This window comes from Streptomyces sp. DSM 42067, from assembly GCF_055792885.1.
On sequence record NZ_CM147706.1, the window covers coordinates 8,224,969 to 8,247,012 of the forward strand.

Below are 22,044 nucleotides of genomic sequence, written 5' to 3' on the forward strand. Positions count from 1 at the left end.
CGACAGTCGACGAGGGGACCCTCATGGGCAAGCCCGCGCAGTCCGTGTCACTCGACCCGAACACACCCGCCACTTGGACCGACCACCCGCACCAGGTTCTCTTCTCCCTGGATCGATCCACGGTGGAAGTAGCCCAAGTCGCCGCGCTGACCCGTCGGTTCGACCAACTGCGTCCCGCAGTCGCCGCCCTCGGCAAGCTCGCCGACCGGCAGGGGGTGGACCGTATCGAGAAGGTCGAAGACGTCGTCCCCGTGCTCTTCGACCACCGGGTCTACAAGAGCTATCCGATCGGCCTGATCGAGAAGCGCCGCTTCGACCGCCTCACCTCCTGGCTCGGCCGCCTCACCCGGCACGACCTGTCCGCCGTGCCGCTCGACGGCCTGGACTCGGTCGACGCATGGCTGACCCGGCTCGACGAGCACGGCCTGATCATCGGCCATTCCACCGGCACCACCGGCAAGTTGAGCTTCATCCCGCGCTCCCGCGACGAGTGGCCCGCCTGGCGCAATGTCCACTTCGAGGTGCTGCGCGCGGCCATCGGCTTCGACACCCGCACCGTCAAGATCCCGTCCTTCTCGGCTGGTTACCGCTCCGGCCACCAGATGATGACGAAGATGGGGCAGCTCTTCACCCGCGAACAGGCGGGCGGCGAGAAGAGCCGCCACACGCTCTACGACTACGCGATCTCCTCCGACCTGCTCTCCCTCGCCGGGCGCCTGCAGTCCGCCGAGGAGCGCGGCGAACTGGATCGCCTGCAGATCGACGCGAAGCTCCTGCGCGAACGCCGGGAGCTGATCGAACGCAGCCGGCACCGCGACGACGATCTGCAGGTCTGGTTCGCCAAGCTGGCCGAGGGGTACCGCGGGCAGCGCGTGCGTATCGGCGGCACCTCCGCCGATCTGGTCCGCATAGCTCTCAAGGGACGTGAGAACGGGGTCAGTTGCGCCTTCGCGCCCGACTCCGTCCTCATAGCGGGCGGTGGCATGAAGGGCTATCAGGAGGCCCCGGAGGAGTGGGAGCAGCTCCTGCGCGACTTCTTCGGCATCGACCGCATCCGCAGCATGTACGGCATGTCGGAGTGCATGGGTACCGCCCCGCTGTGCCCTGAGGGGTACTTTCACTTCCTGCCCGTCACGATCCCGGTCGTCCTCGACGAGAACGCGGTTCCGGTACCGCGCGAAGGCGTGCACACCGGCCGCCTCGCCCTCTTCGACCTGCTGGCCGAGACGTACTGGGGCGGATTCATCTCCGGTGACCGCGTCACGGTCCATTGGGACGAGGACTGCCCGTGCGGCTGGAAGGGCCCGCGCATCGAGCGCTCCATCGTGCGCTTCTCCGAGCTGGAGGGCGGCGACGACAAGATCACATGTGCTGGTACGGGACAGGCCTACAGCGCCTTCATGGACTACGTGAAGGAGGTCTGAGCGGCATGGCGATGACCACGCCCCCGGCACCTGCGTCTGCCACGGATGTCGTCGACGTCCCGATCGTCATCCGCGGCCGGATCATCGAACCCGGCGACGACGCGGTCGAGTTCGGCGGCCGTTCGGGCGCCCGCTTCCGTACCCCCGATCCGCACAAGTACGCCACTGAGCTGGCCCTGCACGATCCCCGCGACCTGAAGGACCTGGCCGACACCCCGATCGACGAGATCATCGACTTCCTCGCCGAACTGGGCCCGCGCCTCACACTGGACGCCAACCCGCTGATGCGCACCGCGTTCCGGCTGTGCCTGGAGGCGGGTGAGCTGACCGAGCCCGTGCTGCGGCCGGTGTACGAGCAGTTCCCCGGCATGTTCCGCCGTGAGCGCCTTTCGGGTCAGGTGGAGAAGATGGTCGGCAAGGCGTTCCTCGACGGCTGGGTGGAGCTCGGCCGCCCCGGCACCTCCACCCTGCGCATGCGGGCCGTCGGCACCCGGAACATGCACATCATCGCCGGGAATGTGCCCGTCACCGCCGGGATCACCGTGATCCGCAGCGCCCTGGCCAAGGGCGACTGCCTGATCAAGACGCCGTCCAACGACCCGTTCACCGCCGCCGCGATCGTCCGCACGATGATCGACCTCGACCCGGACCACCCCGTCACCAAGCACTTCGCCGTCGCGTACTGGAAGGGCGGCGACGAGGAGATCGAGCGTGAGATCTATCGTCCCTCGCGCATCGAGAAGCTGACCGCGTGGGGCGGCATGGCGTCCATGACGCACATCCCGAAGTACCTCGTCCCCGGCATCGAACTCATCAGCATGAACCCGAAGCTGTCGATCTCGATCGTCGGCCGGGAGGCGCTGGAGACGAGTGAGGCGATGCAGGAGGCGGCGCTCGGCGTCGCGCTGATGGCGGGACGGATGAACCAGACGGCCTGTTCCAGCACACGCGTCGTGTACGTCGAGTGCGACGCCGACGACGACGGGAGCCTCGATCGCCTGGAGGAGTTCGGGTGCGCCGTCCACCGGGCGTTCCTCACCCTGCCCTCGCACGAGTCCACCGCACCCCGGCGCCCCGACCCGGACCTGGAGGACGAGCTGCGGGCCGTGGCCCTGGACGAGGAGTTCTACCGGGTCATCGGGGACACGGCAAGCGCCGGCGTCGTCGTCTCCCGCACCGACGAGCCCGTCGAGTTCTCCGGCCGGCTCACCAATCGTGTCGTCAACCTCGTTCCCGTTGCCGACATCACCCGCGTCGCGGGCTGGGTCGACGAGTCGACGCAGACCGTCGGTGTCTATCCGGAACGGCTGCGCGAGAAGCTGCGCGACGAGCTCGCCCGCGGCGGTGTGCAGCGCACCCTGCCGCTCGGTGCCTCGCTCAGCGCGCAGGCCGCGCAGGCGGCCGAGTCCGCCGACCCGCAACAGGCGCTCGGTCTGCCACATGACGGCACCGAGCCGCTGCGCCGCATGGTCCGCTGGGTCGTCGACCAGTCGGCGGAGGCGGTGTGAGCAGCATGGTGTTGCGCAGACTCGGCCAAAGTGGACTCTATGTCTCGGAGTTCGGCCTCGGCACGATGACGTTCGGCATGAAGGACTGGGGCTGCGACGAGGCCACCGCGACCACCCTCGTCGACCGCTACCTGGAGGCGGGCGGCAACTTCGTCGACACGGCCGACGTCTACGGCCGGTCGGAGGAGATTGTCGGCCGCGCCCTCAGGGGCAGGCGTGACCGGGTCGTCCTCGCCACCAAGTTCGGCCTGCCCGTAGGGCGCGGTCCGCACGACCGGGGCGCGAGCCGCATCCACATCAAACGGGCCTGCGAGGCCAGCCTGCGCCGCCTCGGCACCGACCACATCGACTTGTACCAGGTGCACGTGGACGACGAGGCGACACCGCTCGACGAGACGATCGCCGCGCTCGACGACCTCGTACGCGCCGGAAAGGTCCTGTACACGGGGGCGTCCAACTTCCGCGCCCACCGCCTGATGAAGGCCCTCGCCGTCAGCGACCGGCTCGGCGCGGCGCGGTTCGTCGCCTTCCAAGGCCAGTACAACCTCATCGTGCGGGCCATGGAACGGGAGCATTTCCGCCTCGTGGCCGAGGAAGGGCTCGGCTTCGTCAGCTGGAGCCCGCTCGCCGCCGGAATGCTCACGGGAAAGGTCGAGCCGGGCGGGGCCACCAGGCTGGAGCAGCGTGAGGTCGCCCTCGACACGCTGGTCAAGAACGAGCGGGGCTTCAACGTGGCCGCCCTCGTGAAGAAGCTGGCGTCCGAGTCCGGGTGCACACCCGCTCAGCTCGCCCTGGCCTGGCAGCGGACTCGGCCCGTGACGTCCGTCATCATCGGCGCGCGCACGCCCGACCAGCTCGACGACAACCTTGCGGCTCTCGACATCACCGTCCCGTCGCAGGTCGCGGCCGAACTCGAAGAGGCGACGCGGCTCCCGGACGAGTACCCAGGGACCTTCATCGACATCTTCCAGGGCTGGTTGCGCGGCGGGACATCACCGCGCGTCCGCACATGACGCCCGACAGAAGGCAGGGACCACACGTGGATTCGGCAACGCAACGCAGGGTCGCCGTCGTCACCGGCGCGGCGAGGGCACTGCTCAGTGTGGAGGACCTCGTCGTCGAGATGCTCGTCCTGCCGGACCTCGGAGAATATCGGGGAGTTGGTAGCGCGTGGGCTCGACGCCGCGCCGGACTCCGGTTTCCGAGTGCATTCCACAGTGCGTCCTTACGACGGAACGTTCCGCGGCGGCACGGGGATTGTGAAGCCTGAGTCGCTGCGTGGTGCCGGACCTACACCCCGTGCATGCGGGGAGCCGAAGGGAACGGACGAGCAGGAGGGGATATGAAACTGGGATTTGCCATGCCGCATCTGCTGCGGCTCAAGGCCACATGCCAGCCGTGGGAAGTGGCGGTGACAGGGGCGGACCAGACGCGCCTGGCCCAGTGGGCCGAGGAGCTCGGTTACGCGATGATCAGCGTGCCCGAGCACCACATCATCCCGCGCGCCCACGTGGAGCTCTCCGGGCCGCACTACTTCCATGCGTACACGGCGATGTCGTATCTGGCCGGGGCGACGGAGCGCATCCGGGTCAACTCGTGCATTGCCATCCTGCCGCTGCAGCACCCCATCGTTACCGCCAAGGCGCTCTCGACCATGGACTGGCTGTCGAGCGGGCGGGTGACCGTGACCTTCGCCGTTGGCTGGCTGGAGGAGGAGTTCGAGCTCCTGGGCGTCCCGTTCCACGAGCGCGGCGCAATGAGCGAGGAGTACATCCAGGCGATCATCGAGCTTTGGACCAAGGACGAGCCGGAGTTCGAGGGGAAGTACGTGTCGTTCCGAGATGTCGCCTTCGAGCCCAAGCCCGTTCAGAAGCCGCACCTGCCGGTGTGGTTCGGGGGTGAGGCGGAGCCGGTGTTGAAGCGGGTCGCCCGCTACGCATCGGGTTGGTGGCCGGCCCACACGAAACCGGAGGACATCCCGGCGAAGATCGACTTCATCAAGTCACAGCCCGATTACAGCGGAAGGCTGACAGACGTCTACTACGGCTTCGCCACCAGCCGGGTGGGGGAGAGCCACACGGTGCAGCACGATCCGCGAGCTCGTCCGGGCATGACGAAGCAGGAGATCATCGATCGCCTGGGCTGGTTCAAGGAGCTCGGCGTGACGATGAGTTCCTTGCCGATCCCCCCGGTGGGGCACATCAATGACTACTTCGACTACACGCAGTGGGTCGCAGAGGAGATCATGCCAGCGGTCGCATAGACGCGGCCCCGAGTAGGAGGCGACGGGCCCACTCGTCCCCTTCCCCGCCCACGGCTGGGCCGCCATCGGCACCGGCAGCCCGGCCATCGGGACGGCCGGGCTGCGCAGATCACTCGGCAGTGCCAGGCACGCGCAGCGAATCGCCGCAGTGACTACCGGATGACGTCCTCCGCGATGCCCAGAATCCCCAACTCGGCGCGGGTGGGCAGTCCTTCCCAGTCGCCGGGCACAGTGCAGGCAAAGCCACCCGTGGTCACGGCGGTGCCCAGGCGTACGGTCGGCGGCGCGTCGGCCAGCAGTTCGGCGAGGTATCCGGCGACGAAAGCATCGCCGGCGCCCACGGAGTCGACCACGTCGACCTTCACCGCCGCGCGGGAGTACTGCTCGCCGTCGATCACTGCTGCACAGCCCTGGGCGCCGAGTTTGATGACGGCCTGCGAGGGACCGAGGTCGCACAGCGCGGACGCCAGAGTGTGGGGGTCCGCCTCCTCCGGGACGAAGAGCGAGGCCTCCTCAGGGCCGGCGAAGACGACGTCGCACGCGCGCACGATGTCGAGCAGGCCCTTGCCCGCCGCCTCGCGAGACCACAGTTTGCTGCGGTAGTTGACGTCGAACGACACGGTCATACCGTTCCGGCGGGCGAGTTCGATCGCGTGGCGCACCGCCTCCGCGGCCGAGTCGGACAGCGCCGGGGTGATTCCGGTGACATGGAGCAGGGCGGCATGGGTGAAGACGCCCTCGGGTATGTCCTCCGGCCGCAGCCGGGATCCCGCGCTGCCGGCGCGGTAGTACCACACGCCCAGAGACCGGGCCGTGCGGCGTTCCTTGACCATCAGCCCGGTGGGTGCTGCAGGGTCGACGATCCCGCGTACGTCGAGCCTCTCGGCCCGCAGCTCGCGCAGGACGAGCTTGCCGAAGGAGTCCTCGCCCACCCTTCCGATCCAGGTGGCAGGCACGCCGAGCCGCTGCAGGGCGATGGCCACGTTGCTCTCGGCGCCGCCGACGCCCACGGACATGCTGGGCACATGGCTCAGCGGCCCGGTGCGTTCCGCGGCCAGCAGTGCCATGGTCTCGCCGACGGTGACGACGCCGCTGCGGATGAGTTCAGCCACGACCGGCCTCCTGCGCTGCGGCGGCCACGGACTCGACGGCCTGCTTGGCACGCTCGCGCAGTGCGGCCAGGTCGCCACCCTTCAGGGCGTCGCCGAGCAAGGGGCCGCCCATGCTGACCGCAGGGCAGCCGACCTTGATCCAGTCGCCGGCAGTCGCCCTGCCGACGCCTCCGGAGGGGATCACCGGCATCTGCGGGAAGGGGCCGTGGAGGTCCTTGACGTACTGCGGTCCGACGGTGGAGGCCGGGAAGAGCTTGACCGCGCTCGCGCTGGCCGCCCAACCCGTCCTGAGTTCGGTGGGGGTCAGCCCGCCCGGGATGATCGGCACTTTGCGGGCCACCGCGGCGCGGATGAGCTCCGCATCGGTGTGCGGGGTGACCACATAGGCCGCGCCCGCGTCGAGCACCGCGTCGAGGTCCTCGATGGACAGGACGGTGCCCGCCCCCACCTCGACCTCGTCGGGCAGCGTGGCCCGCAGCTCGGAGATCGCCTGGAGGCCTCCAGCCGTGGTGAGGGTGACCTCCATACTGCGGATGCCCTGCTCCACCAACACCTCGGCTGCCGGAAGCAGGTATCGGGCATCGGAGGCCCGCAGAACCGCGATGATGCGGCTCTCGAGCAGGGTGCGGCTCAGCGGCTGCCGTGGAGTCGCTGAGTGCTGGTTCGCTGTGTGCATGGTTTTTCGTCCCTTGGGCGTGTGGCGGCAGGCAGGGGCAGATCAGCCCGCGTCGGGAACGCGTGTCCCGCGACGTGTGTCACGGCGCGGTCGGACCGGGGCGTCCGTGTCGCTGAAGAGCTCCGGGTGCTGCGCCCGGATGGTCTCCACGTCGGTGAAGACCTGACGCAGATGTCCCCGCAGGGCCTGGTCGGCCCCGTCCAGATCGTGCTGTTCGAGCTGATCGACCACCGCGGTGTGCTGGCTGATCAGCAGGGAGAGCTGCTGGGTGAGCGGCAGGGACAGGCGTCGCGCCCGGTCGAGCTGGGCCTTGGCCTGGCTCACGACCGGCCATGCCTCGGCATGTCCGCCGGCGGCCATGAGCCGGGCGTGGAACTGCTCGTCCAGTCGGAAGAACGCCTCCGGGTCCTCTCGCTGCTCGGCCTCGGTCTGGGCGACCAGCAGGGCTCTGAGTTCAGCCACGTCATGCGCGGTCGCCTTGGTCACGCCATCGCGCAGGGCCGCGCACTCGAGTGCCTCGCGGATGAACTGCGCGGAGGCGATGTCTCGCTCGCGGATGCGGGAGACGAAGGTCCCCAGCTGCGGGTAGACGTCGACGAGTCCCTCCTCCCCGAGCAGGATCAGGCTCTCCCGCACGGGGGTCCGGCTGACGCCGAGCTCGGCCGCGAGGTCGTTCTCCGACAGGGCCGCCCCGGGCTCCAGGTCGAGGCTGATGATCCGCGAGCGCAGCAGCTCATGGACCAGTTGCCGGGTGTTGCGGCCCCGGGCGCGTGCGGCGTGCAGTCCTTCGGTGGATGCCATCCGGGCTCTCCCATCCCTTGACTAGCGCGACTGAAGTACTTGTATGGTAGCCGACACCAAGGGGACTTGGGTAGCGTTTGGACTGCAAGGAGGCAGCCTTATGAGCGGACACGACAGCGCCGCGCCCGTGACGTCGGCACCACCGAAGGAGCTGCGGCGCACCGTCGGAGCATCCGTTGTCGGCACCGTTGCCGAGTACTACGACTTCTTCATCTACGGCACCGCGTCCGCTCTCGCCTTCAACGAGGTCTTCTTTCCGGAGGTCGATTCGGCGGTGGGCACGCTCGCCGCCTTCTCGACCTACGCCGTGGGGTTCTTCGCCCGCCCGCTGGGCGGCCTGGTCTGGGGCCACATCGGCGACCGGATCGGCCGCAAGAAGGCCCTGGTCTTCACCCTGCTGCTCACCGGCCTCGGCACCTTCGCCGTCGGACTTCTGCCGACGTACGACCAGATAGGCATCTGGGCCGCGGTCATCCTGGTGCTGGTGCGCCTCATCCAGGGCTTCGGTGTCGGCGGTGAGCAGGGCGGCGCCGTTCTGCTCACCGCGGAGGCCGCCCCGCCGGCCAGACGGGGCTTCTACGCCAGCTTCGTCCAGCTCGGCTCCCCGGCCGCCTACCTCATCCCCACGGGCCTGTTCGCCCTGCTCACCACCCAGCTGTCCGACGAGGCCTTCCTGGCGTGGGGGTGGCGGATCCCCTTCCTGCTCAGCGCGCTGGTCGTGGTCATCGGCCTCTTCATCCGGCTGCGGATCAACGAGTCCGAGACCTTCAAGGCCGCGAAGGATACGCAGGCGGCCCAGACGGCGCCGGTGAAGCTGCTGCTGCGGGACAACCGCCGCGAGGTGTTCGGCGGACTGTTCACCAAGTTCGTCGAGGCCGCGGTCTTCCCCTTCTACACCGTCTTCCTCGTCGCATACGCCAAGGACCAGGGCGTCGACTCCGGCATGGTGCTCAACGCGGTCCTGATCGCGATCGGCGCCGAGCTGGTCATGATCCCGCTGCTTGGCCGGCTCACCGACCGCGTCGGCAGGCGCCCGGTCTACCTGGCCGCAGCCGTGCTCAACCTGCTGCTCGTCGTCCCCGCCTTCAAGGCGATCCAGACCGGCGACATGGCCGTGATCGTGCTGCTGCTGATCGCCGGCCTCGCCCTCGGCCACGCGGGCACCTACGCCCCGCAGGCCTCGTACTTCCCCGAACTCTTCCCCTCGGTCGCCCGCTACAGCGGCATCTCGATCGTCTGGCAGTTCGGCTCGATGCTCGCCAGCGGCCCCTTCACCGTGGTGGCCACCGCGCTGCTGCTGGCCGGCGACGGCTCGTACACCTGGGTCGCCGTGTACGTCGCTGCCCTCATCGCGGTCAGCATCGTGGCCCTGTGCTTCATGCCGGAGACCGCGCCCGGCCGCCGCGGCGGCCGCGAGTACGCGCACTGGCCGCAGGTCGCTCACGACACCACGGCGAGCGAGGAGACCGCGCCGATCGGCGCCGGGCGCCACTGACCGACAGTTCAGCACCACGCCGCGCCACCGGCACCCCGCAGGAAGCCGGCGGCGCGGCACAGCAGAGGAGCAGCACCCATGGCCACCATCACCGAGGCGAAGGTCATCATCACCTCGCCGGGCCGCAACTTCGTCACCCTGAAGATCACCACATCGGACGGCGTGACCGGCCTCGGCGACGCGACCCTGAACGGCCGCGAACTCGCCGTGGCCTCCTACCTCCAGGACCATCTGGTCCCGCTGCTCATCGGCCGCGATGCCGACCGCATCGAGGACATGTGGCAGTACCTCTACAAGGGGGCCTACTGGCGCCGCGGCCCCGTGACGATGACCGCGATCGCGGCCGTGGACATCGCGCTCTGGGACATCAAGGGCAAGGTCGCCGGCATGCCGGTGTACGACCTGCTGGGTGGCCGCGCTCGTGACGGCGCCATGGTCTACGGCCATGCGAGCGGCGGAAGCGTCGACGAACTGCTCGACGACGTCGCCCGCTTCCGCGACCTCGGCTACCAGGCGATCCGGGCACAGGCCGCCGTCCCCGGCTCCCCGGGCAGCTACGGCGTACGCCACGGCGCGATCTACGAACCCGCGGCCACATCCCTGCCCGAGGAACAGCTGTGGTCGACCGAGGCGTACCTCGACTTCGCCCCGGGCTACCTCACCGAGGTACGGGAGAAGTTCGGCTTCGACTTCCATCTGCTGCACGATGTGCACCACCGGCTGACCCCCACCGAGGCCGGCCGGCTCGGCCGTCGGCTCGAGGACCTGCGGCTGTTCTGGATGGAGGACCCGACGCCCGCCGAACTGCAGGAGTCGTTCCGCCAGATCCGCCAGGCCACCACCACACCGATCGCCGTCGGCGAGGTCTTCAACTCCATCTGGGACTGTCAGCAGCTCATCACCGAGCGCCTCATCGACTACATCCGCGCCTCGGTGTCCCACGCCGGCGGCATCACCCACCTGCGGCGCATCTTCAACCTCGCCGAGCTGTACCAGGTGCGCACGGGCTCGCACGGCGCCACCGACCTCTCGCCGGTGAGCCTCTCCGCCGCCGTCCACCTCGACGTGACCGTGCCGAACTTCGGCATCCAGGAGTACATGGAGCACTCCCCGCTCACCCACGAGGTCTTCCGCACCTCGTACGAGTTCCACGAGGGCGCCCTCCACCCCTCGCCCGCCCCGGGCCTCGGCGTCGAACTCGACGAGGAGGCGGCCGCGCGCTTCCCGTACAACCCCAAGTACCTGCCGGTGGGCCGCAGGACGGACGGATCGGTGCACGACTGGTGACCACCCACGAGCGTCTCTCCCGCAAGACCCTTGGCGCCCTCCCGCCCGAGAGCCGGCCGGCGATCGACCCGGACGCCCTGCGCCCGCGGATCGTGCACCTGGGCATCGGCGCCTTCCACCGCGCCCATCAGGCCGTCTACACCGAAGCGGCCGAGGCCCGGCACAGCGCCGGGTGGGGCATCGTCGGTGTCTCGCAGCGCAGCCGCACCGTCGTCGACGCGCTGCGCCCCCAGGACGGGCTCTACTCGCTGACGCTGCGCGAGCCCGACGGCCCGAGGACCCGCGTGGTCGGCTCGGTGACCGACGTACTCCACGCGGCCGACGACGGCGAGCGACTCACCGGGCTGATCGCCTCGACCGACGTCACCGTCATCACCACCACGGTGACCGAGAAGGGCTACCGGCGCGATCCCGTCGGCGGCGGGCTTGCCCTGACGGACCCCCAGGTGCTCAGCGACCTGGCCGGGGCGCCGGTCCCGGCAACCGTGGTCGGACAGCTGGCCACCGGACTGCGCGCGCGCCGTCACACGGGCGCTCCGCTCTCCATCGCTCCCTGCGACAACATGGCCGACAACGGCCAGGTCGTACGCCGCCTTGTGCTCGACTTCGTGGCCGCGACCTCGTGGAGCGACCGCGACCGCCTCCTGGAGTGGATCGACTCCTCGATCGCCTTCCCCTCCACCGTCGTCGACCGCATCGTGCCCGCGACCACCGCGGCAGACCTGCACGCCGCCGAAGCCGCCCTCGGCCTGCGGGACGAAGGGGCCGTGGTCGGCGAGCCGTTCACCCAGTGGGTGCTCCAGGACGCCTTCGCCGCCGACCGGCCGCAGTGGGAGACCGCCGGCGCACAGCTGGTCCCCGACGTCGCCCCCTACCAGGTGATGAAGCTCCGGCTGCTCAACGGCTCACACTCACTCCTCGCCTATCTGGGGCTGGCCGCCGGATGCCGGACCGTGGCCGACGTCATGGACACCCCATGGGGAGAGCCGGTGGTGCGGGCTTACGCCACAGAGGTCGCCCAGAGCCTGACCTCGGCAGCGGACCTCGACATCCCCGCGTACGTCGACAGCCTGCTGGTCCGTTTCGGCAACCACGCGATGCACCACCGGACAGAGCAGATCGCGATGGACGGTTCGCTCAAGATCCCGGAGCGATGGCTGGCACCCTTGCGGGACTTGCGAACCGCGGGCCACGACACCCCCGTACTGGCGACGGCCCTCGCCGCGTGGGCCCGATACACCCGGGACGAGCGGATCGATGATCCGGCAGCCGAGGGACTGCGGCAGGCCTGGCAGCACCATCAGGCCGACGCGGTACGCGAGTTGCTCCGTATCCTCGGCGCCCCGGAGCTCGCAGAGGACACACCGTTCGTGGCGGAGATCGACGCTCGGCTCCATGCCCAGGACCGGGGGATCGAGGCAGGGCTCAGCTGCTGACCCTGGCGCAGTCCGCATGCCTGGCCTTCACCCCCTGCCCTGAGCGCCGTCTTCTCCTCCAGCATCACCGGTCGTTCGTCTGTGGCCGTCTCAACCCCCTTTCGGCATACGTCGGGTGGCACGGAAGGTGCCTGCCGTGGCGGTCTCGGTGGTGCCGTCGGGGAAGACCACCCGTGCGGTGGTTGCCGGCGGCACGTCGGCGGCGATGGTCAGCTCGTCGCCGGTCGTTCGCCACTCGACGGTGATCGTGCCCTGCGGGGACTCGTGAGTGCCCCGGGCCCACGTCAGCGACGGGTGGGGGACGGGCGCGACCTCGAAGGACTCCCAGGCGACTGACCCCGGTGTCTGTCGCAGCCCCAGCGTGTGGGTGTGCAGGAAGCGGATCACGGCGCCCTTGCTGTAGTGGTTCAGGGAGTCGTGGGCATCTCCGTTCTCGTCAATGCCTTCCCAGTCCTCCCAGATGGTCGTCGCGCCGCGGTCGAGCATGTACAGCCACGACGGTGCGGTGCGCCGGAAAAGCAGCTCGTAGGCGATATCGGCGTGGCCGGTTTCGGCCAGGACGGGGAGCAGGTCGCCGGTGGCGAGGAAGCCGGTGCCGAGGTGGGTGCCGGCGGTGCGGATCAGTTCGACGAGGCGCGCGGCGGCGGCCGCGCGCAGCTCGTCGGGGACGAGTCCGAGGGAGAGAGCGCGTACATAGGCGGCCTGCGTGTCGCCGGTGGTGCGTCCGCCGGGGGTGAGGAACTCGGTGCGCCAGGCGTCGCGGATGCGCTCGGCGGTCTCGGTGTAGCGGGCTGCGTCCTCGGTGCGGCCCAGCACCCTTGCGACATCGGCGAGGGTCGACGCCGAGCGGTACAGGAACGCTGTGCCGACCTCGCCCTTGTCCGCCATGAACCAGGCGATCGGGTCGGTCTGGACCGGGTCGATGCGGGTGCCGTCGGCCGCCTTCTCCTTCGGCTCGGTCCACTCGCCCCAGTGGAAGGAGCCGTCCCAGAGGTACTGCTCGTGCGGGAGCGGCTCGGCCGAGCACTCGATCCGGGACTGGTGGCGGGTGGTGCGGGCGGTCTGCAGCGCCCACTCGACCCAGCGGACCATCGCGTCCCAGTTCTCGGCGAGGACCTCCCGGTCGCCGTAGGACTCGTACAGCTCCCAGGGGACGGCGACGATCGCGTCGCCCCAGCCTGCCGAGCCGGTCATCATGGCGAACTGGTCGTCGAGGTGGTGCTTGATGCGGCGGCCGTCGGGCGAGAAGTTGGCGATCCGGCCGTCGGGCAGTTGGTCGTCGCGGACCGAGCGGAGCCATTTGCGGCTGAAGCCGAGGACGTCGTACAGGCGCGTGGCGGTCGGTGCGAAGACCTGGTAGTCGCCGGTCCAGGCGAGGCGTTCGCGGGTCGGGCAGTCCGTGGGAACATCGACGGCGTTGCCGCGGAAGCTCCAGTCGGCGATCTCGTGAAGGCGGTTGAGGTCGTTGTCACTGCACGCGAAGGTGCCGGTGCGACGCAGGTCGGTGTGGACGACGCGCATCGTGATGCTCGCGGGGTCGAGCGGGGCGCCGTCGCGGCGGATGCGCACGTACCGGAAGCCGTGCACGGTGTGGCGTGGCTCGAACGTCTCGCCGCGGCCCGCAGAGATGGCCTCGTCGCGCTGGACGAAGGGGATCGGGTCCTCGCCGGGGCGTACGGAGTCCAGGTGGGCCGTCGTCAGGTCGCCGTCCGCGCCGACATGTTCGCCGTAGTCGATGACGGTGCGGGTGCCGGCCGGTCCGAGGTCGCTGAGGGCGATCCAGCCGGAGGCGTTCTGGCTGAAGTCGGCGATCCAGAGCCCGTCCTCGAGCTGTTTGACGGACTGCGCCGGGCGGGAGTCGACGACGCGTACGGGGGGTGCGGGCGACCAGTCGATCGCGGGGGCCTCGACCTGATCGACGAGGACCGGCTGTTCGGCGCCCGGCCCGGCGTGGAAGTCGGTGGTCTGACCGTCCATGAGGTCGGCCCGGGTGATGTTCGACCGCGTGCTCGTCCAGGTCTCGTCGCTGCGCACGAACTGGCGTGAACCGTCCTCGTACGCGATGTGCAGTTCGGCACGTGCGCCGAGCACCGTCCCCCAGCCGGCCGGCAGGCGGAACGCGCCGACCTGGCCCCGGTACCAGCCGTCGGAGAGGACGATCTCGACGAGGTTGCCGCCCGCCCTGACGGCGGCCGTGACGTCCGATGCCTGGGCGTAGAGCGTGCGATCGTAGGAGGTGGACCCGGGCGACAGTTGGGCGGTGCCGGCCCGCTCGCCGTTCACGTACGCCTCGTACACGCCGAGCGCCGTCGCGTACAGCCACGCCGAGCGCACCCCGGCCCGTGCCTCGAACCGCGTCATCAAAATGTGGGCCGGGCGATTGCCGTAGCCGGGGTCGACGGATTCGGCCGGCGATATCCAGCGCGCCTGCCAGTCCTCGTCGAGGAGGCCGACCTCGAACGCGTTCCATTCCGACCACGGGGACGTGCCCTCGGTGCCCCGGGCCCGGACCCGCCAGGCCACCTGCCGGCCGCTGCGCAGAGCCGCCCATGGCCAGGGGAGGAACCGGTGCCGGCCGGGCGCGACCTGCACCGCGGGCTGCGCCTCGCCGTCGATGGTGCATTCCAGTTCGTATCCCGTTGGGCGTCCCGCGTCCGACGGCGGCTTCCACGACAGGCGAGGTGCGGGGCCCGACACGGTGAACTGGTCACCGCCGCTGTCGATGCGCAGGTCATACGGTGCGTTGTTCATGTTCTGCTTTCTCGGAAGTTCGATGAACCCTGTTGTTTCCCACGGCGGTTGTGCCCGCGCGCGTTCGGCGAGGGCCTCTCGCGGTGAGGCCGGCCGGCGCAGGCTGTCGTCCGGTCCGCCAGGGCGGGCCGCGGAGAGCCGGGCTGTCCGCTGACGCCCCGGGAGGGCGTCCAGCGGGCGGGTACAAGGGACGTGCTCCTCGGACGATGACGGATTGGTGTCGGCCGGTGTGAGCGGGATGGACCGCATCCCTTGCGCGCAACGGCGATTGCCGACGTGCCCCGCTACCGGACCGACTTGACCCCGAACTTGATGGTCAGGCCGCCGACCAGCGCGAGGACCGCGCCGCTCAGATAGAGGTATGTGTAGTTCTTGTCGGAACCCGTGACGCCGATGGTGATGATGAGCGGGGCGATCAGCGGAGCGATGGCGCTGGGGATCTTCTGCGCGAAGGCGACTACCGCGAGATAGCGGCCGGCCTGGGCCCGGTCCGGGAGGACGGCGAACACGATCGCCTGGTCGACGGCGCTGAACATCGCGATGGCGAGCTGCATCAGCACCGCGCCGACGACGAGCTGGGGCAGCGAGTAGGCGAACGCCTCGGCGACGGCCCCGGCGACGAAGATCGCGGAGCCGATCAGGGTGAAGAGCTTGCGCCGGCCGAGCTTGTCGGAGAGGAAGCCGCCCGCGAGGGCGCCGCCGGTTGCCGCCAGTACCCCGATGATCCCGATCGCCGCAACGACGCCGGCCACCTCCTTGACGGGCATGTCGAGCCGCTGGGCGTAGAAGAAGGTCCCGAAGGTGGTGTTGAAATACAGGCCCATGAAGAAGACGAAGCGGCCGAGCCAGTTCCACCCGAAGTCGGGGTACTGCCGCGGATTGAACCCGTAGCTGGCGACCAGGCCCTTCAGGCTCACCTCGCTGGTGTGGACGAGTGCGCGGGAGTCGCCTTCCGGCTTGAACAGCGGGAACAGCAACAGCATGGCCGCTCCGATGACGCCCGGGACCAGGAACACCAGAAGCGTGCTGGAGGCCACCGTGTACGCGATGCCGATGCCGATCACCGGCGCGATCTGGGTCATGACACTGGTCACCGCCGAGACGCGTCCGCGCTGCTCCTCGGGCACGCGGTCGGCCTGGACGTTCTGGATGGCCTGCCCGACCGTGGACCAGCCGACCATGCCGACAACCCACGCCAGGCCCACCAGGAAGACGGTCGGTGCGACGGCGATCCCCAGGAGCCCGACCATTCCGATGGCTGTGCCGGCGAACATGAACGGTGTCCGGCGGCCCAGGCGGGAGCGCATCCGGTCGCTCCAGAAGCCGATCAGAGGGCTGAGGACCAGATAGACGAACTGGGCGGATCCGGTGACGTATCCGAGCAGTTCCTCGCGTCCGGGGACGAGGTCGTCGATCCGCAGCGCCAGCGAGTAGGAGAGCGGAACCATCAGGGCCAGGGAGGCCCCGAAGCTGGCGATCATGATCCAGGCGAGGTAACTCCTGCTGACCCTCTCCAGCGGCGGGGCCTCGATCTCGGGTGCGGGGGTCTCGGCCGGTTCATCACCGAAGACCTTGGCAGGCCCTGTCGGCTCCTCGCCGTCCCCCTTCGCCGGTTCGGTCGGCGGGGGTCCGGCCACGCTGATGTCACGGTCGTTCTGAGGCATGAGGACTCCTTCGTCTCATGAGTGCCAGGTGGCGCGGCAGTTGGTGCGGGAGGGCCCATGCGCTCGTGGGGGAACTGGTGGGGCTGCATACGGAGCAGCGCGTCACCAGGCCCGCTTGCCGATCTACTGCCACGGGGTTTGGGCATTACTGGACCGACCAGCCGCCGTCGGACGGCAGGACGGCGCCGTTGATGTTGATGCCGTCGTCGCTGAGCAGGAAGGTGATGGAGGCCGCCAGCTGTTCGGCGGTGGCCAGGCTCGGAATCGCCTGCTGGAAGGGGGCGAGACGGGCGGAACCCGTCTGCGACACATGCGCGGGCATGGGGATGCCGGTCGCCACGCCGCCGGGTGCCACCGCATTGACCCGGATGCCGTGCGGGCCGTACATGAAGGCGGCAGACCTGGTCAGGCCGATGACTCCGTGTTTGGAGACGGTGTACGCGGTGCCCGAGGAGTTGCCGCGGAGCGCCGCTTCCGAGGCGACGTTGACGATCGAGCCCGCGCCTGCGGCCATCATGGCCGGCAGGACCGCGCGGGACAGTTTGAAGCCGCCGGTGAGGTTGATGCCGATGACGCGGTCCCAGACCTCGTCGGAGGTCTCGTGGACCGGCGAGAAGTCGTCGTTCACGCCGGCCACGTTCGCCAGGGCGTCGATGCGGCCGTCGGCTGCCGTGACGATCCAGTCGATGTCATCTTGCCGTGTGATGTCACCGACGACGGTGGCGATCGCGCCGTCGGGGAAGGACGCTGCGATGGTTTCGAGGCGTTCGGCCGAGACGTCCACAGCGATCACGCGGCCGCCTTCCCGTGCGATGCGCGATGCGGTTGCCCGGCCGATGCCGGCGGCCGCGCCGGTGACGATGACGGATTTGCCGTCGAACCGTCCGGGCGTGACGCGCTCGGTCCACACGCCCGGGGCGCTCTCTTCGGTGGGCATGACGCCGTCGTTGACCTGGAGCACCAGTTCGTCGACGACCGCCTGCGGCAACTGCCCTTGGCTGACGGCGACCAATTGCTGGAGCGGGAGCGTGCGGACGGGGGCGAGCATTTCCTGCGGCACCCCGGCCTGGTCCAGCAGCGCCTTGATGAGCGGAGCGCCCTTCGGGTGGGTCAGCCATGCGTCGATGGTGCTGTGGGCGGTGAGCGGGGGAGGGGAAGAAGCAGAGGCGGTGGGCATGGCGTGCGGCCCTTCTCAGTTGCTTGGGCAAAATGCTTATTGGAACGTTTCAAAAGCTGCTGTGGCGCCGTCGAGGTTCGCGGCGGATCAGGGGGTGCGGGGAGAGGCGTCAGTCGTCTGCGGCCTGGCCGCGGGGAGAAGCCTCAGCCGTTCGCGGCCTGGCCGCGGGGAGAATCCTCAGTCGTCCGCGGCTTGGCCGGGCTTGCGTCCGCTCAGACCGTGCCAGCGGCGGCGAAGAGCGAACGCTGCCGTCTTGGGCTTGCGGTCGCGGGTGAAGACGCCCTTCTTGTTGCCGTCGACGCGGTGGATGCCGGCGGAGGTCTGGAAGTCGGCGAAGTTCCAGACGTGTTCGCCGATGAACTCGGGGATGCGGTCGAACACGCTGTGGTACATGGCGAGGTAGTCGCTCTGGTACTCCTCGCTCCACGGCGTGTCCCAGACGGAGTGCAGGCCGGGCTGGGTGTCGGCGCCGTACTCGGACATCATGACCGGCTTGCCGAAGCGCTGGACCCAGCCGCGGAGGTCCTGCTCCAGGTACTGCTCGGCGGTGGCGAGGTCACCGGTGAACAGGTACCAGCCGTAGTAGCGGTTGATGCTCAGTACGTCGAACAGGTCGCCGATCTGGTCGTTCTGCGGCGTTGCGAACATGACCGCGGCGTAGGTGAGAGGGCGGGTCGGATCGAGCTTGCGGGCCAACTCGACCAGCGGCTCGAAGTACTCGCGCGCACCGTCCTCGTTGGAGGCCGGCTCGTTGGCGAGGCACCACATCACCACGCTCGGGTGGTTCTTGTCCCGCTCGATCAGCTCCCGCAGGTGCTGGGCGTGGACGTCGCGGGTGGCCCCGCCGAAGTTCTCCGGCGCGAAGGTCGGGGTCGGCGCGGTTCCGGTGAGGCCGCCCATGACGCCCAGGTTGAGGCCGACGGCGGCGGTCTCGTCGATGACGACGATGCCCTGCCGGTCGGCGAAGTCGAGCACCTCCTCCGCGTACGGGTAGTGCGAGGTGCGGAAGGAGTTGGCGCCGGTCCACTGAAGGAGCTGGAAGTCGTGGACGAGGTAGGCGTCGTCGTGGCCCTTGCCCCGCACGGGGGTGTCCTCGTGCTTGCCGAAACCGGTGAAGTAGAACGGTTCGCCGTTGATGAGGAACTCGGTGCCCCGCACTTCCACGGTGCGGACGCCGAAGGGCTGGGTGTAGCTGTCGACGAGTTGTCCCACACCAGTCTCGTCCTCGGCGGCCAACTCCACCACGAGGTCGTACAGGTAGGCGGCGCCGGGCCGCCAGAGGGTGACGTCCTCGATGCGGAGGGCGCCCTCGGGCCCATGTGCCTCCGCCACGATCCGGCCCGCCTCGTCGACCGCGCGCACCCGGACGGCGATCGCGTCGGCGGCCTCGCCGGCGGTCTCCACGCGGTACTCGACGATGCCGGCCGCGCCGTCCCGTCCGGTGACGACCGTGACGTCGTCGACGAAGGTCAGCGGCGTGCTGCACAGGCGGACCGGGCGCGCGATGCCCGCGTAGTTGTAGAAGTCGTGCAGATACGACTGGCGTTCGCGGCCGTCGGGGCCGGTGGTGACGGTGCCGGGCGGGAGCGTCTCGTTCGTCAGCCGGTTGTCGACGCCGACCGTCAGCCTGAACTCGGCGCCGGGGTGGACGATCCCGGTCAGGTCCGCCTCGAACGGGGTGTAGCCCCCGGTGTGTTCGGCCACCAGCCGGTCGTCCACGTAGACCTGCGCGGCGTGGGTGACGGAGCCGAAGCGCAGGACCACCCGCTCGCCCGCCCAGCCGCGCGGCACCCGCACATCGCGCTGGTACCAGACGACGCCGACGTGATCACGGATCTCCGCGTCCACGAACAGGTCGTTGTAGCTGGCGGGGACGGGGACTTCGAGGGGCGAGGTGAGCCGCGACGTCCACGGAGTGGCGCCGGCACGGGTGTCGAGGACGAACCGCCACAGGCCGTCGAGGCTGACGATGACGCGGGTGGGGCTGGTGCGGGGCGAGAGCATGGGGATCCTACGCGTCGTTGCGGGGCCGTGGCCCAAGGAGGATGGGGGTGGTAGGGCGTCGCGGATTAAATCGTTTCACCGGCGTCTGCGAGGAGCGTGCTCCCCGTCATGAAGGCCGAGAGGTCGCTCGCACAGAACAGCACCACGCGTGCGATGTCGTCGGGGACGCCGAGGCGACCGAGCAGGCTCGGCTGCATCACGGACATGATGTCCCCGGCGTCCGCGTGTGCCCCGGCGGCCGCGGCGGCCGCCGCAGCCGCCGCCATGTTCCCCTCGGTCGGTATGTACGTCGGTGCGACGCCCAGGACCCGAATGCCGAACGGTGCGAACTCGAGGGCGAGTTGCCGGGTGATGCCGCGCGCCGCGTGCTTGGAGCCGACGTAAGCGGCGAGCCCGGGGGCCGTTCCCCGAAAGCCTGCCGTGGAGACGACGTTGACGATGACGCCGTCGCTCCCGGCCTCGCGCATCCGGCGCGCGGCCTCCCGGCATCCGAGGAAGACACCGCGCGTGTTCACGGCGAACACCTCGTCCCAGGTCTTCTCGGACATCTCCAGCGCGGGAACGCTGGGAAAGATCCCGGCATTGTTGACCCAGATGTCGACCCCGCCGAGCTCCCGGACCGCGAGGTCGGCGGCCGCGGCCACGCTCCCGGCGTCGGTGACGTCCACGTGGGCGGCCACCGCGCAGCCCGTGCGGCGGGCGTTGAGGTCCTCGGCGACGGTGGCGGCGAGCCCGTGCTCGATATCGGCGACGAGCACGTCCGCGCCTGCTTCGACCATGCGCTCGGCGATGGCCCGGCCCAGTCCGCGGCCCGCGCCGGTCACGACGGCGCGCCGCCCGGACAGCGAGATCAGTTCGGCCAGGGACCGGGACGAGACGTCGGGTACGGATACCTGCACGATGTGTCCTTCCGGTGGGGGGCGGTCAGTTGCCCGCGCGGCGGGCGGTCTCGCCCAGCCAGGCGAGGCTGGGCTTGGGGCGGCGCTCGAAGGTCTCGCGGTCGACCTCGACCAGTCCGAACGTCGGCGCCCAGTGGCCCCACTCGTAGTTGTCCAGCAGACTCCAGTGCAGGTATCCGCGGACGTCGGCGCCGTCGGCGATCGCCGCCTCGAGGTGCTTCAGAGCCTCGCCGGTGTAGGCGATCCGGCGCGTGTCGTCGTGGGTGGCGATGCCGTTCTCGGTGATCAGGATCGGCATGCCACCGGTGACCTCGGCGGTGTGGCGCACGGCGATGCTCAGGGCGTCGGGCCGGTAGGCGGTTCCGACGAGCGTGTTGTCCGGGTGCTGCGGGTGGGGCTCGATGCCGTCGGGGCCGACCCACTGGCTGGAGTACGACTGCACACCGACGAAGTCGTCGCCGCGCGACCCCTCCAGGTAGAGGTCCTCCCAGACGTACTCCAGCTCCCGCTTCTTCTCCTCGGCTCCCGGGCGGGCGGCGAAGGCGCGGTTGGCGACCGTCCAGCCGACCTTGGCGCCGGTGCGCTCGCGCAATACCTCCCGGACGGCGTGGTGCGCCTCGACCAGCCGTTCGCCGACCTCCACATCCGGGGCCGGCGTCTTCGGCCGCGGGCCCTCGTTGTCGAGGGTGGGGCTCATCCACGGGTCGGCCGCGTGCGGGTCGTCCTGCAACGCCCGTGCCATGCCGACCATGATGGCCAGCATGTTCGGCTCGTTCATCGTGACAACCCACTCGACGCCGTCGAGGATCGGGGTAACCGCCTCGGCGTACGCCCGGAACCGCTCCACGGCACGGTCGCCGAGCCAGCCGCCCTCCTGTGTGAACCAGAGCGGGCTGGTGAAGTGGTGCAGGGTCACGACCGGGGTCAGGCCGAGCTCGAAGGCCGTGTCGATCATGCGCCGGTAGTGGGCCAGTTCCGCCCGCGAGATCATCCCGGGGACCGGCTCGATCCGTGCCCACTCGATGCCGAAGCGGTAGGCGTTGAGGCCGGCGTCGGCGAGCAGCTGCATGTCCTCGCGGTACCGGTGGTAGCTGTCGCAGGCGTCACCGCTGCGCTCCATGCCGGGCATGCGCCCCTCGTTCGCCCAGAAGTCGCTGTTGAGGTTGTTGCCCTCGATCTGGTGCGGTGCGGTGGAGGCTCCCCAGAGGAACCCGGGAGGGAATTCGGTCATCATCGACTGCTTTCCTGAGTGTCGGTGGTGAGGGCCTGGTGGCGCTTGCGCCACGACCTGGCCGTTCGGGCGCGGTGGGCAACGGCCTCAGTGCGGAGGGTCGTCAAGGGGTTGAGGCGATATCTCCTGCCGGCCCGGTCCCGCGTGTGGGTGGTGAGTGCTCATAGGTGGGTTCCTTCGTGGGGAGCCGGTGGGCCGCGACCTTCGTCAATTCGCCAGTGCGCAGGTACATGGCGCCCGAGCGCCAACTCTTACCATGTGGTTGGTTTTGGCTTGGACGGTAGACCGGGATCGCAAGGGCAGGAAGTCTGTCGCT

The 22,044-nt window shown here is 69.6% G+C and carries 16 protein-coding genes; 7 read left to right on the plus strand and 9 right to left on the minus strand.

All coding sequences use genetic code 11. From position 1 onward, the window contains the following. Positions 1–23: 23 nt before the first annotated feature. The 4 genes from ACSMXV_RS36935 (at position 24) to ACSMXV_RS36950 (ending at position 5,195) form a co-directional block, all read left to right on the plus strand. Complete coding sequence (locus ACSMXV_RS36935; RefSeq protein WP_473175440.1) at positions 24–1,424, plus strand: hypothetical protein; 1,401 nt, start codon at positions 24–26, stop codon at positions 1,422–1,424. A 5-nt stretch (positions 1,425–1,429) separates the two neighbouring features. After that, positions 1,430–2,932: an acyl-CoA reductase gene (locus ACSMXV_RS36940; RefSeq protein WP_473175441.1), complete on the plus strand. Its 1,503-nt coding sequence runs from the start codon at positions 1,430–1,432 to the stop codon at positions 2,930–2,932. A 5-nt stretch (positions 2,933–2,937) separates the two neighbouring features. Next, entirely contained in the window at positions 2,938–3,945 is a 1,008-nt protein-coding gene (locus ACSMXV_RS36945; RefSeq protein ID WP_473179190.1) for an aldo/keto reductase, read from the plus strand. Positions 3,946–4,292: 347 nt separating this feature from the next. After that, positions 4,293–5,195 carry a TIGR03619 family F420-dependent LLM class oxidoreductase gene (locus tag ACSMXV_RS36950; RefSeq protein ID WP_473175442.1) on the plus strand — a complete coding sequence of 301 codons (903 nt, stop codon included), beginning with the start codon at positions 4,293–4,295 and terminating at the stop codon, positions 5,193–5,195. Between the two features lie 152 nt (positions 5,196–5,347). Here ACSMXV_RS36950 and ACSMXV_RS36955 read toward each other — a convergent pair whose 3' ends face one another. Genes ACSMXV_RS36955 through ACSMXV_RS36965 form a run of 3 tightly spaced genes read right to left on the minus strand, consistent with a single transcriptional unit; the run spans position 5,348 to position 7,784 of the window. Continuing rightward, the gene (locus ACSMXV_RS36955; RefSeq protein ID WP_473175443.1) at positions 5,348–6,307 is read right to left on the minus strand and encodes a sugar kinase; all 960 of its coding nucleotides are present in this window, start codon (positions 6,305–6,307) and stop codon (positions 5,348–5,350) included. Then, entirely contained in the window at positions 6,300–6,983 is a 684-nt protein-coding gene (locus ACSMXV_RS36960; RefSeq protein ID WP_473175444.1) for a bifunctional 4-hydroxy-2-oxoglutarate aldolase/2-dehydro-3-deoxy-phosphogluconate aldolase, read from the minus strand. The genes ACSMXV_RS36955 and ACSMXV_RS36960 overlap by 8 nt, the downstream gene beginning before the upstream one ends. Before the next feature lie 42 nt (positions 6,984–7,025). After that, on the minus strand, positions 7,026–7,784 hold the full coding sequence (locus ACSMXV_RS36965; RefSeq protein ID WP_473175445.1) for a GntR family transcriptional regulator: 759 nt from the start codon (positions 7,782–7,784) through the stop codon (positions 7,026–7,028). A 100-nt stretch (positions 7,785–7,884) separates the two neighbouring features. On the opposite strand from ACSMXV_RS36965, the gene ACSMXV_RS36970 reads away from it, so the two are divergent. From ACSMXV_RS36970 to ACSMXV_RS36980, 3 genes are all read left to right on the plus strand, one after another. Beyond that, positions 7,885–9,279 carry an MFS transporter gene (locus tag ACSMXV_RS36970; protein ID WP_473175446.1) on the plus strand — a complete coding sequence of 465 codons (1,395 nt, stop codon included), beginning with the start codon at positions 7,885–7,887 and terminating at the stop codon, positions 9,277–9,279. 78 nt (positions 9,280–9,357) lie between these two features. Then, positions 9,358–10,566, plus strand: coding sequence for a D-mannonate dehydratase ManD (manD, locus tag ACSMXV_RS36975; RefSeq protein WP_473175447.1), 1,209 nt, complete (start codon positions 9,358–9,360; stop codon positions 10,564–10,566). Continuing rightward, positions 10,563–12,002 carry a mannitol dehydrogenase family protein gene (locus ACSMXV_RS36980; protein WP_473175448.1) on the plus strand — a complete coding sequence of 480 codons (1,440 nt, stop codon included), beginning with the start codon at positions 10,563–10,565 and terminating at the stop codon, positions 12,000–12,002. Before manD ends, ACSMXV_RS36980 begins: the two co-directional genes overlap by 4 nt. 90 nt (positions 12,003–12,092) lie before the next feature. On the opposite strand, the gene ACSMXV_RS36985 is transcribed toward ACSMXV_RS36980, so the two are convergent. The 6 genes from ACSMXV_RS36985 to ACSMXV_RS37010 form a co-directional block, all read right to left on the minus strand. Beyond that, a complete protein-coding gene (locus tag ACSMXV_RS36985) occupies positions 12,093–14,753 on the minus strand; it encodes a family 78 glycoside hydrolase catalytic domain (protein WP_473175449.1) in 2,661 nt (886 codons plus the stop codon). A 284-nt stretch (positions 14,754–15,037) separates the two neighbouring features. Continuing rightward, a complete protein-coding gene (locus ACSMXV_RS36990) occupies positions 15,038–16,417 on the minus strand; it encodes an MFS transporter (protein WP_473175450.1) in 1,380 nt (459 codons plus the stop codon). 145 nt (positions 16,418–16,562) lie between these two features. Beyond that, a complete protein-coding gene (locus ACSMXV_RS36995; protein WP_473175451.1) occupies positions 16,563–17,594 on the minus strand; it encodes an SDR family NAD(P)-dependent oxidoreductase in 1,032 nt (343 codons plus the stop codon). Positions 17,595–17,771: 177 nt separating this feature from the next. Further along, positions 17,772–19,598, minus strand: a complete 1,827-nt coding sequence (gene uidA, locus ACSMXV_RS37000; protein ID WP_473175452.1) for a beta-glucuronidase — start codon at positions 19,596–19,598, stop codon at positions 17,772–17,774. Positions 19,599–19,663: 65 nt separating this feature from the next. Continuing rightward, positions 19,664–20,497, minus strand: a complete 834-nt coding sequence (locus ACSMXV_RS37005) for an SDR family NAD(P)-dependent oxidoreductase (RefSeq protein ID WP_473175453.1) — start codon at positions 20,495–20,497, stop codon at positions 19,664–19,666. Positions 20,498–20,522: 25 nt separating this feature from the next. Next, complete coding sequence (locus ACSMXV_RS37010) at positions 20,523–21,728, minus strand: glycoside hydrolase family 1 protein (RefSeq protein ID WP_473179191.1); 1,206 nt, start codon at positions 21,726–21,728, stop codon at positions 20,523–20,525. Between the last annotated feature and the right edge of the window lie 316 nt (positions 21,729–22,044).

Bases quoted from the DNA above. Each gene is read 5' to 3' on its own strand.
- ACSMXV_RS36935 (WP_473175440.1), top strand. From the start codon at position 24: ATGGGCAAGCCCGCGCAGTCCGTGTCACTCGACCCGAACACACCCGCC.
- ACSMXV_RS36940 (WP_473175441.1), top strand. From the start codon at position 1,430: ATGGCGATGACCACGCCCCCGGCACCTGCGTCTGCCACGGATGTCGTC.
- ACSMXV_RS36945 (WP_473179190.1), top strand. From the start codon at position 2,938: ATGGTGTTGCGCAGACTCGGCCAAAGTGGACTCTATGTCTCGGAGTTC.
- ACSMXV_RS36950 (WP_473175442.1), top strand. From the start codon at position 4,293: ATGCCGCATCTGCTGCGGCTCAAGGCCACATGCCAGCCGTGGGAAGTG.
- ACSMXV_RS36960 (WP_473175444.1), bottom strand. From the start codon at position 6,983: ATGCACACAGCGAACCAGCACTCAGCGACTCCACGGCAGCCGCTGAGC.
- ACSMXV_RS36965 (WP_473175445.1), bottom strand. From the start codon at position 7,784: ATGGCATCCACCGAAGGACTGCACGCCGCACGCGCCCGGGGCCGCAAC.
- ACSMXV_RS36970 (WP_473175446.1), top strand. From the start codon at position 7,885: ATGAGCGGACACGACAGCGCCGCGCCCGTGACGTCGGCACCACCGAAG.
- manD (WP_473175447.1), top strand. From the start codon at position 9,358: ATGGCCACCATCACCGAGGCGAAGGTCATCATCACCTCGCCGGGCCGC.
- ACSMXV_RS36985 (WP_473175449.1), bottom strand. From the start codon at position 14,753: ATGAACAACGCACCGTATGACCTGCGCATCGACAGCGGCGGTGACCAG.
- ACSMXV_RS36990 (WP_473175450.1), bottom strand. From the start codon at position 16,417: ATGCCTCAGAACGACCGTGACATCAGCGTGGCCGGACCCCCGCCGACC.
- ACSMXV_RS36995 (WP_473175451.1), bottom strand. From the start codon at position 17,594: ATGCCCACCGCCTCTGCTTCTTCCCCTCCCCCGCTCACCGCCCACAGC.
- uidA (WP_473175452.1), bottom strand. From the start codon at position 19,598: ATGCTCTCGCCCCGCACCAGCCCCACCCGCGTCATCGTCAGCCTCGAC.
- ACSMXV_RS37010 (WP_473179191.1), bottom strand. From the start codon at position 21,728: ATGACCGAATTCCCTCCCGGGTTCCTCTGGGGAGCCTCCACCGCACCG.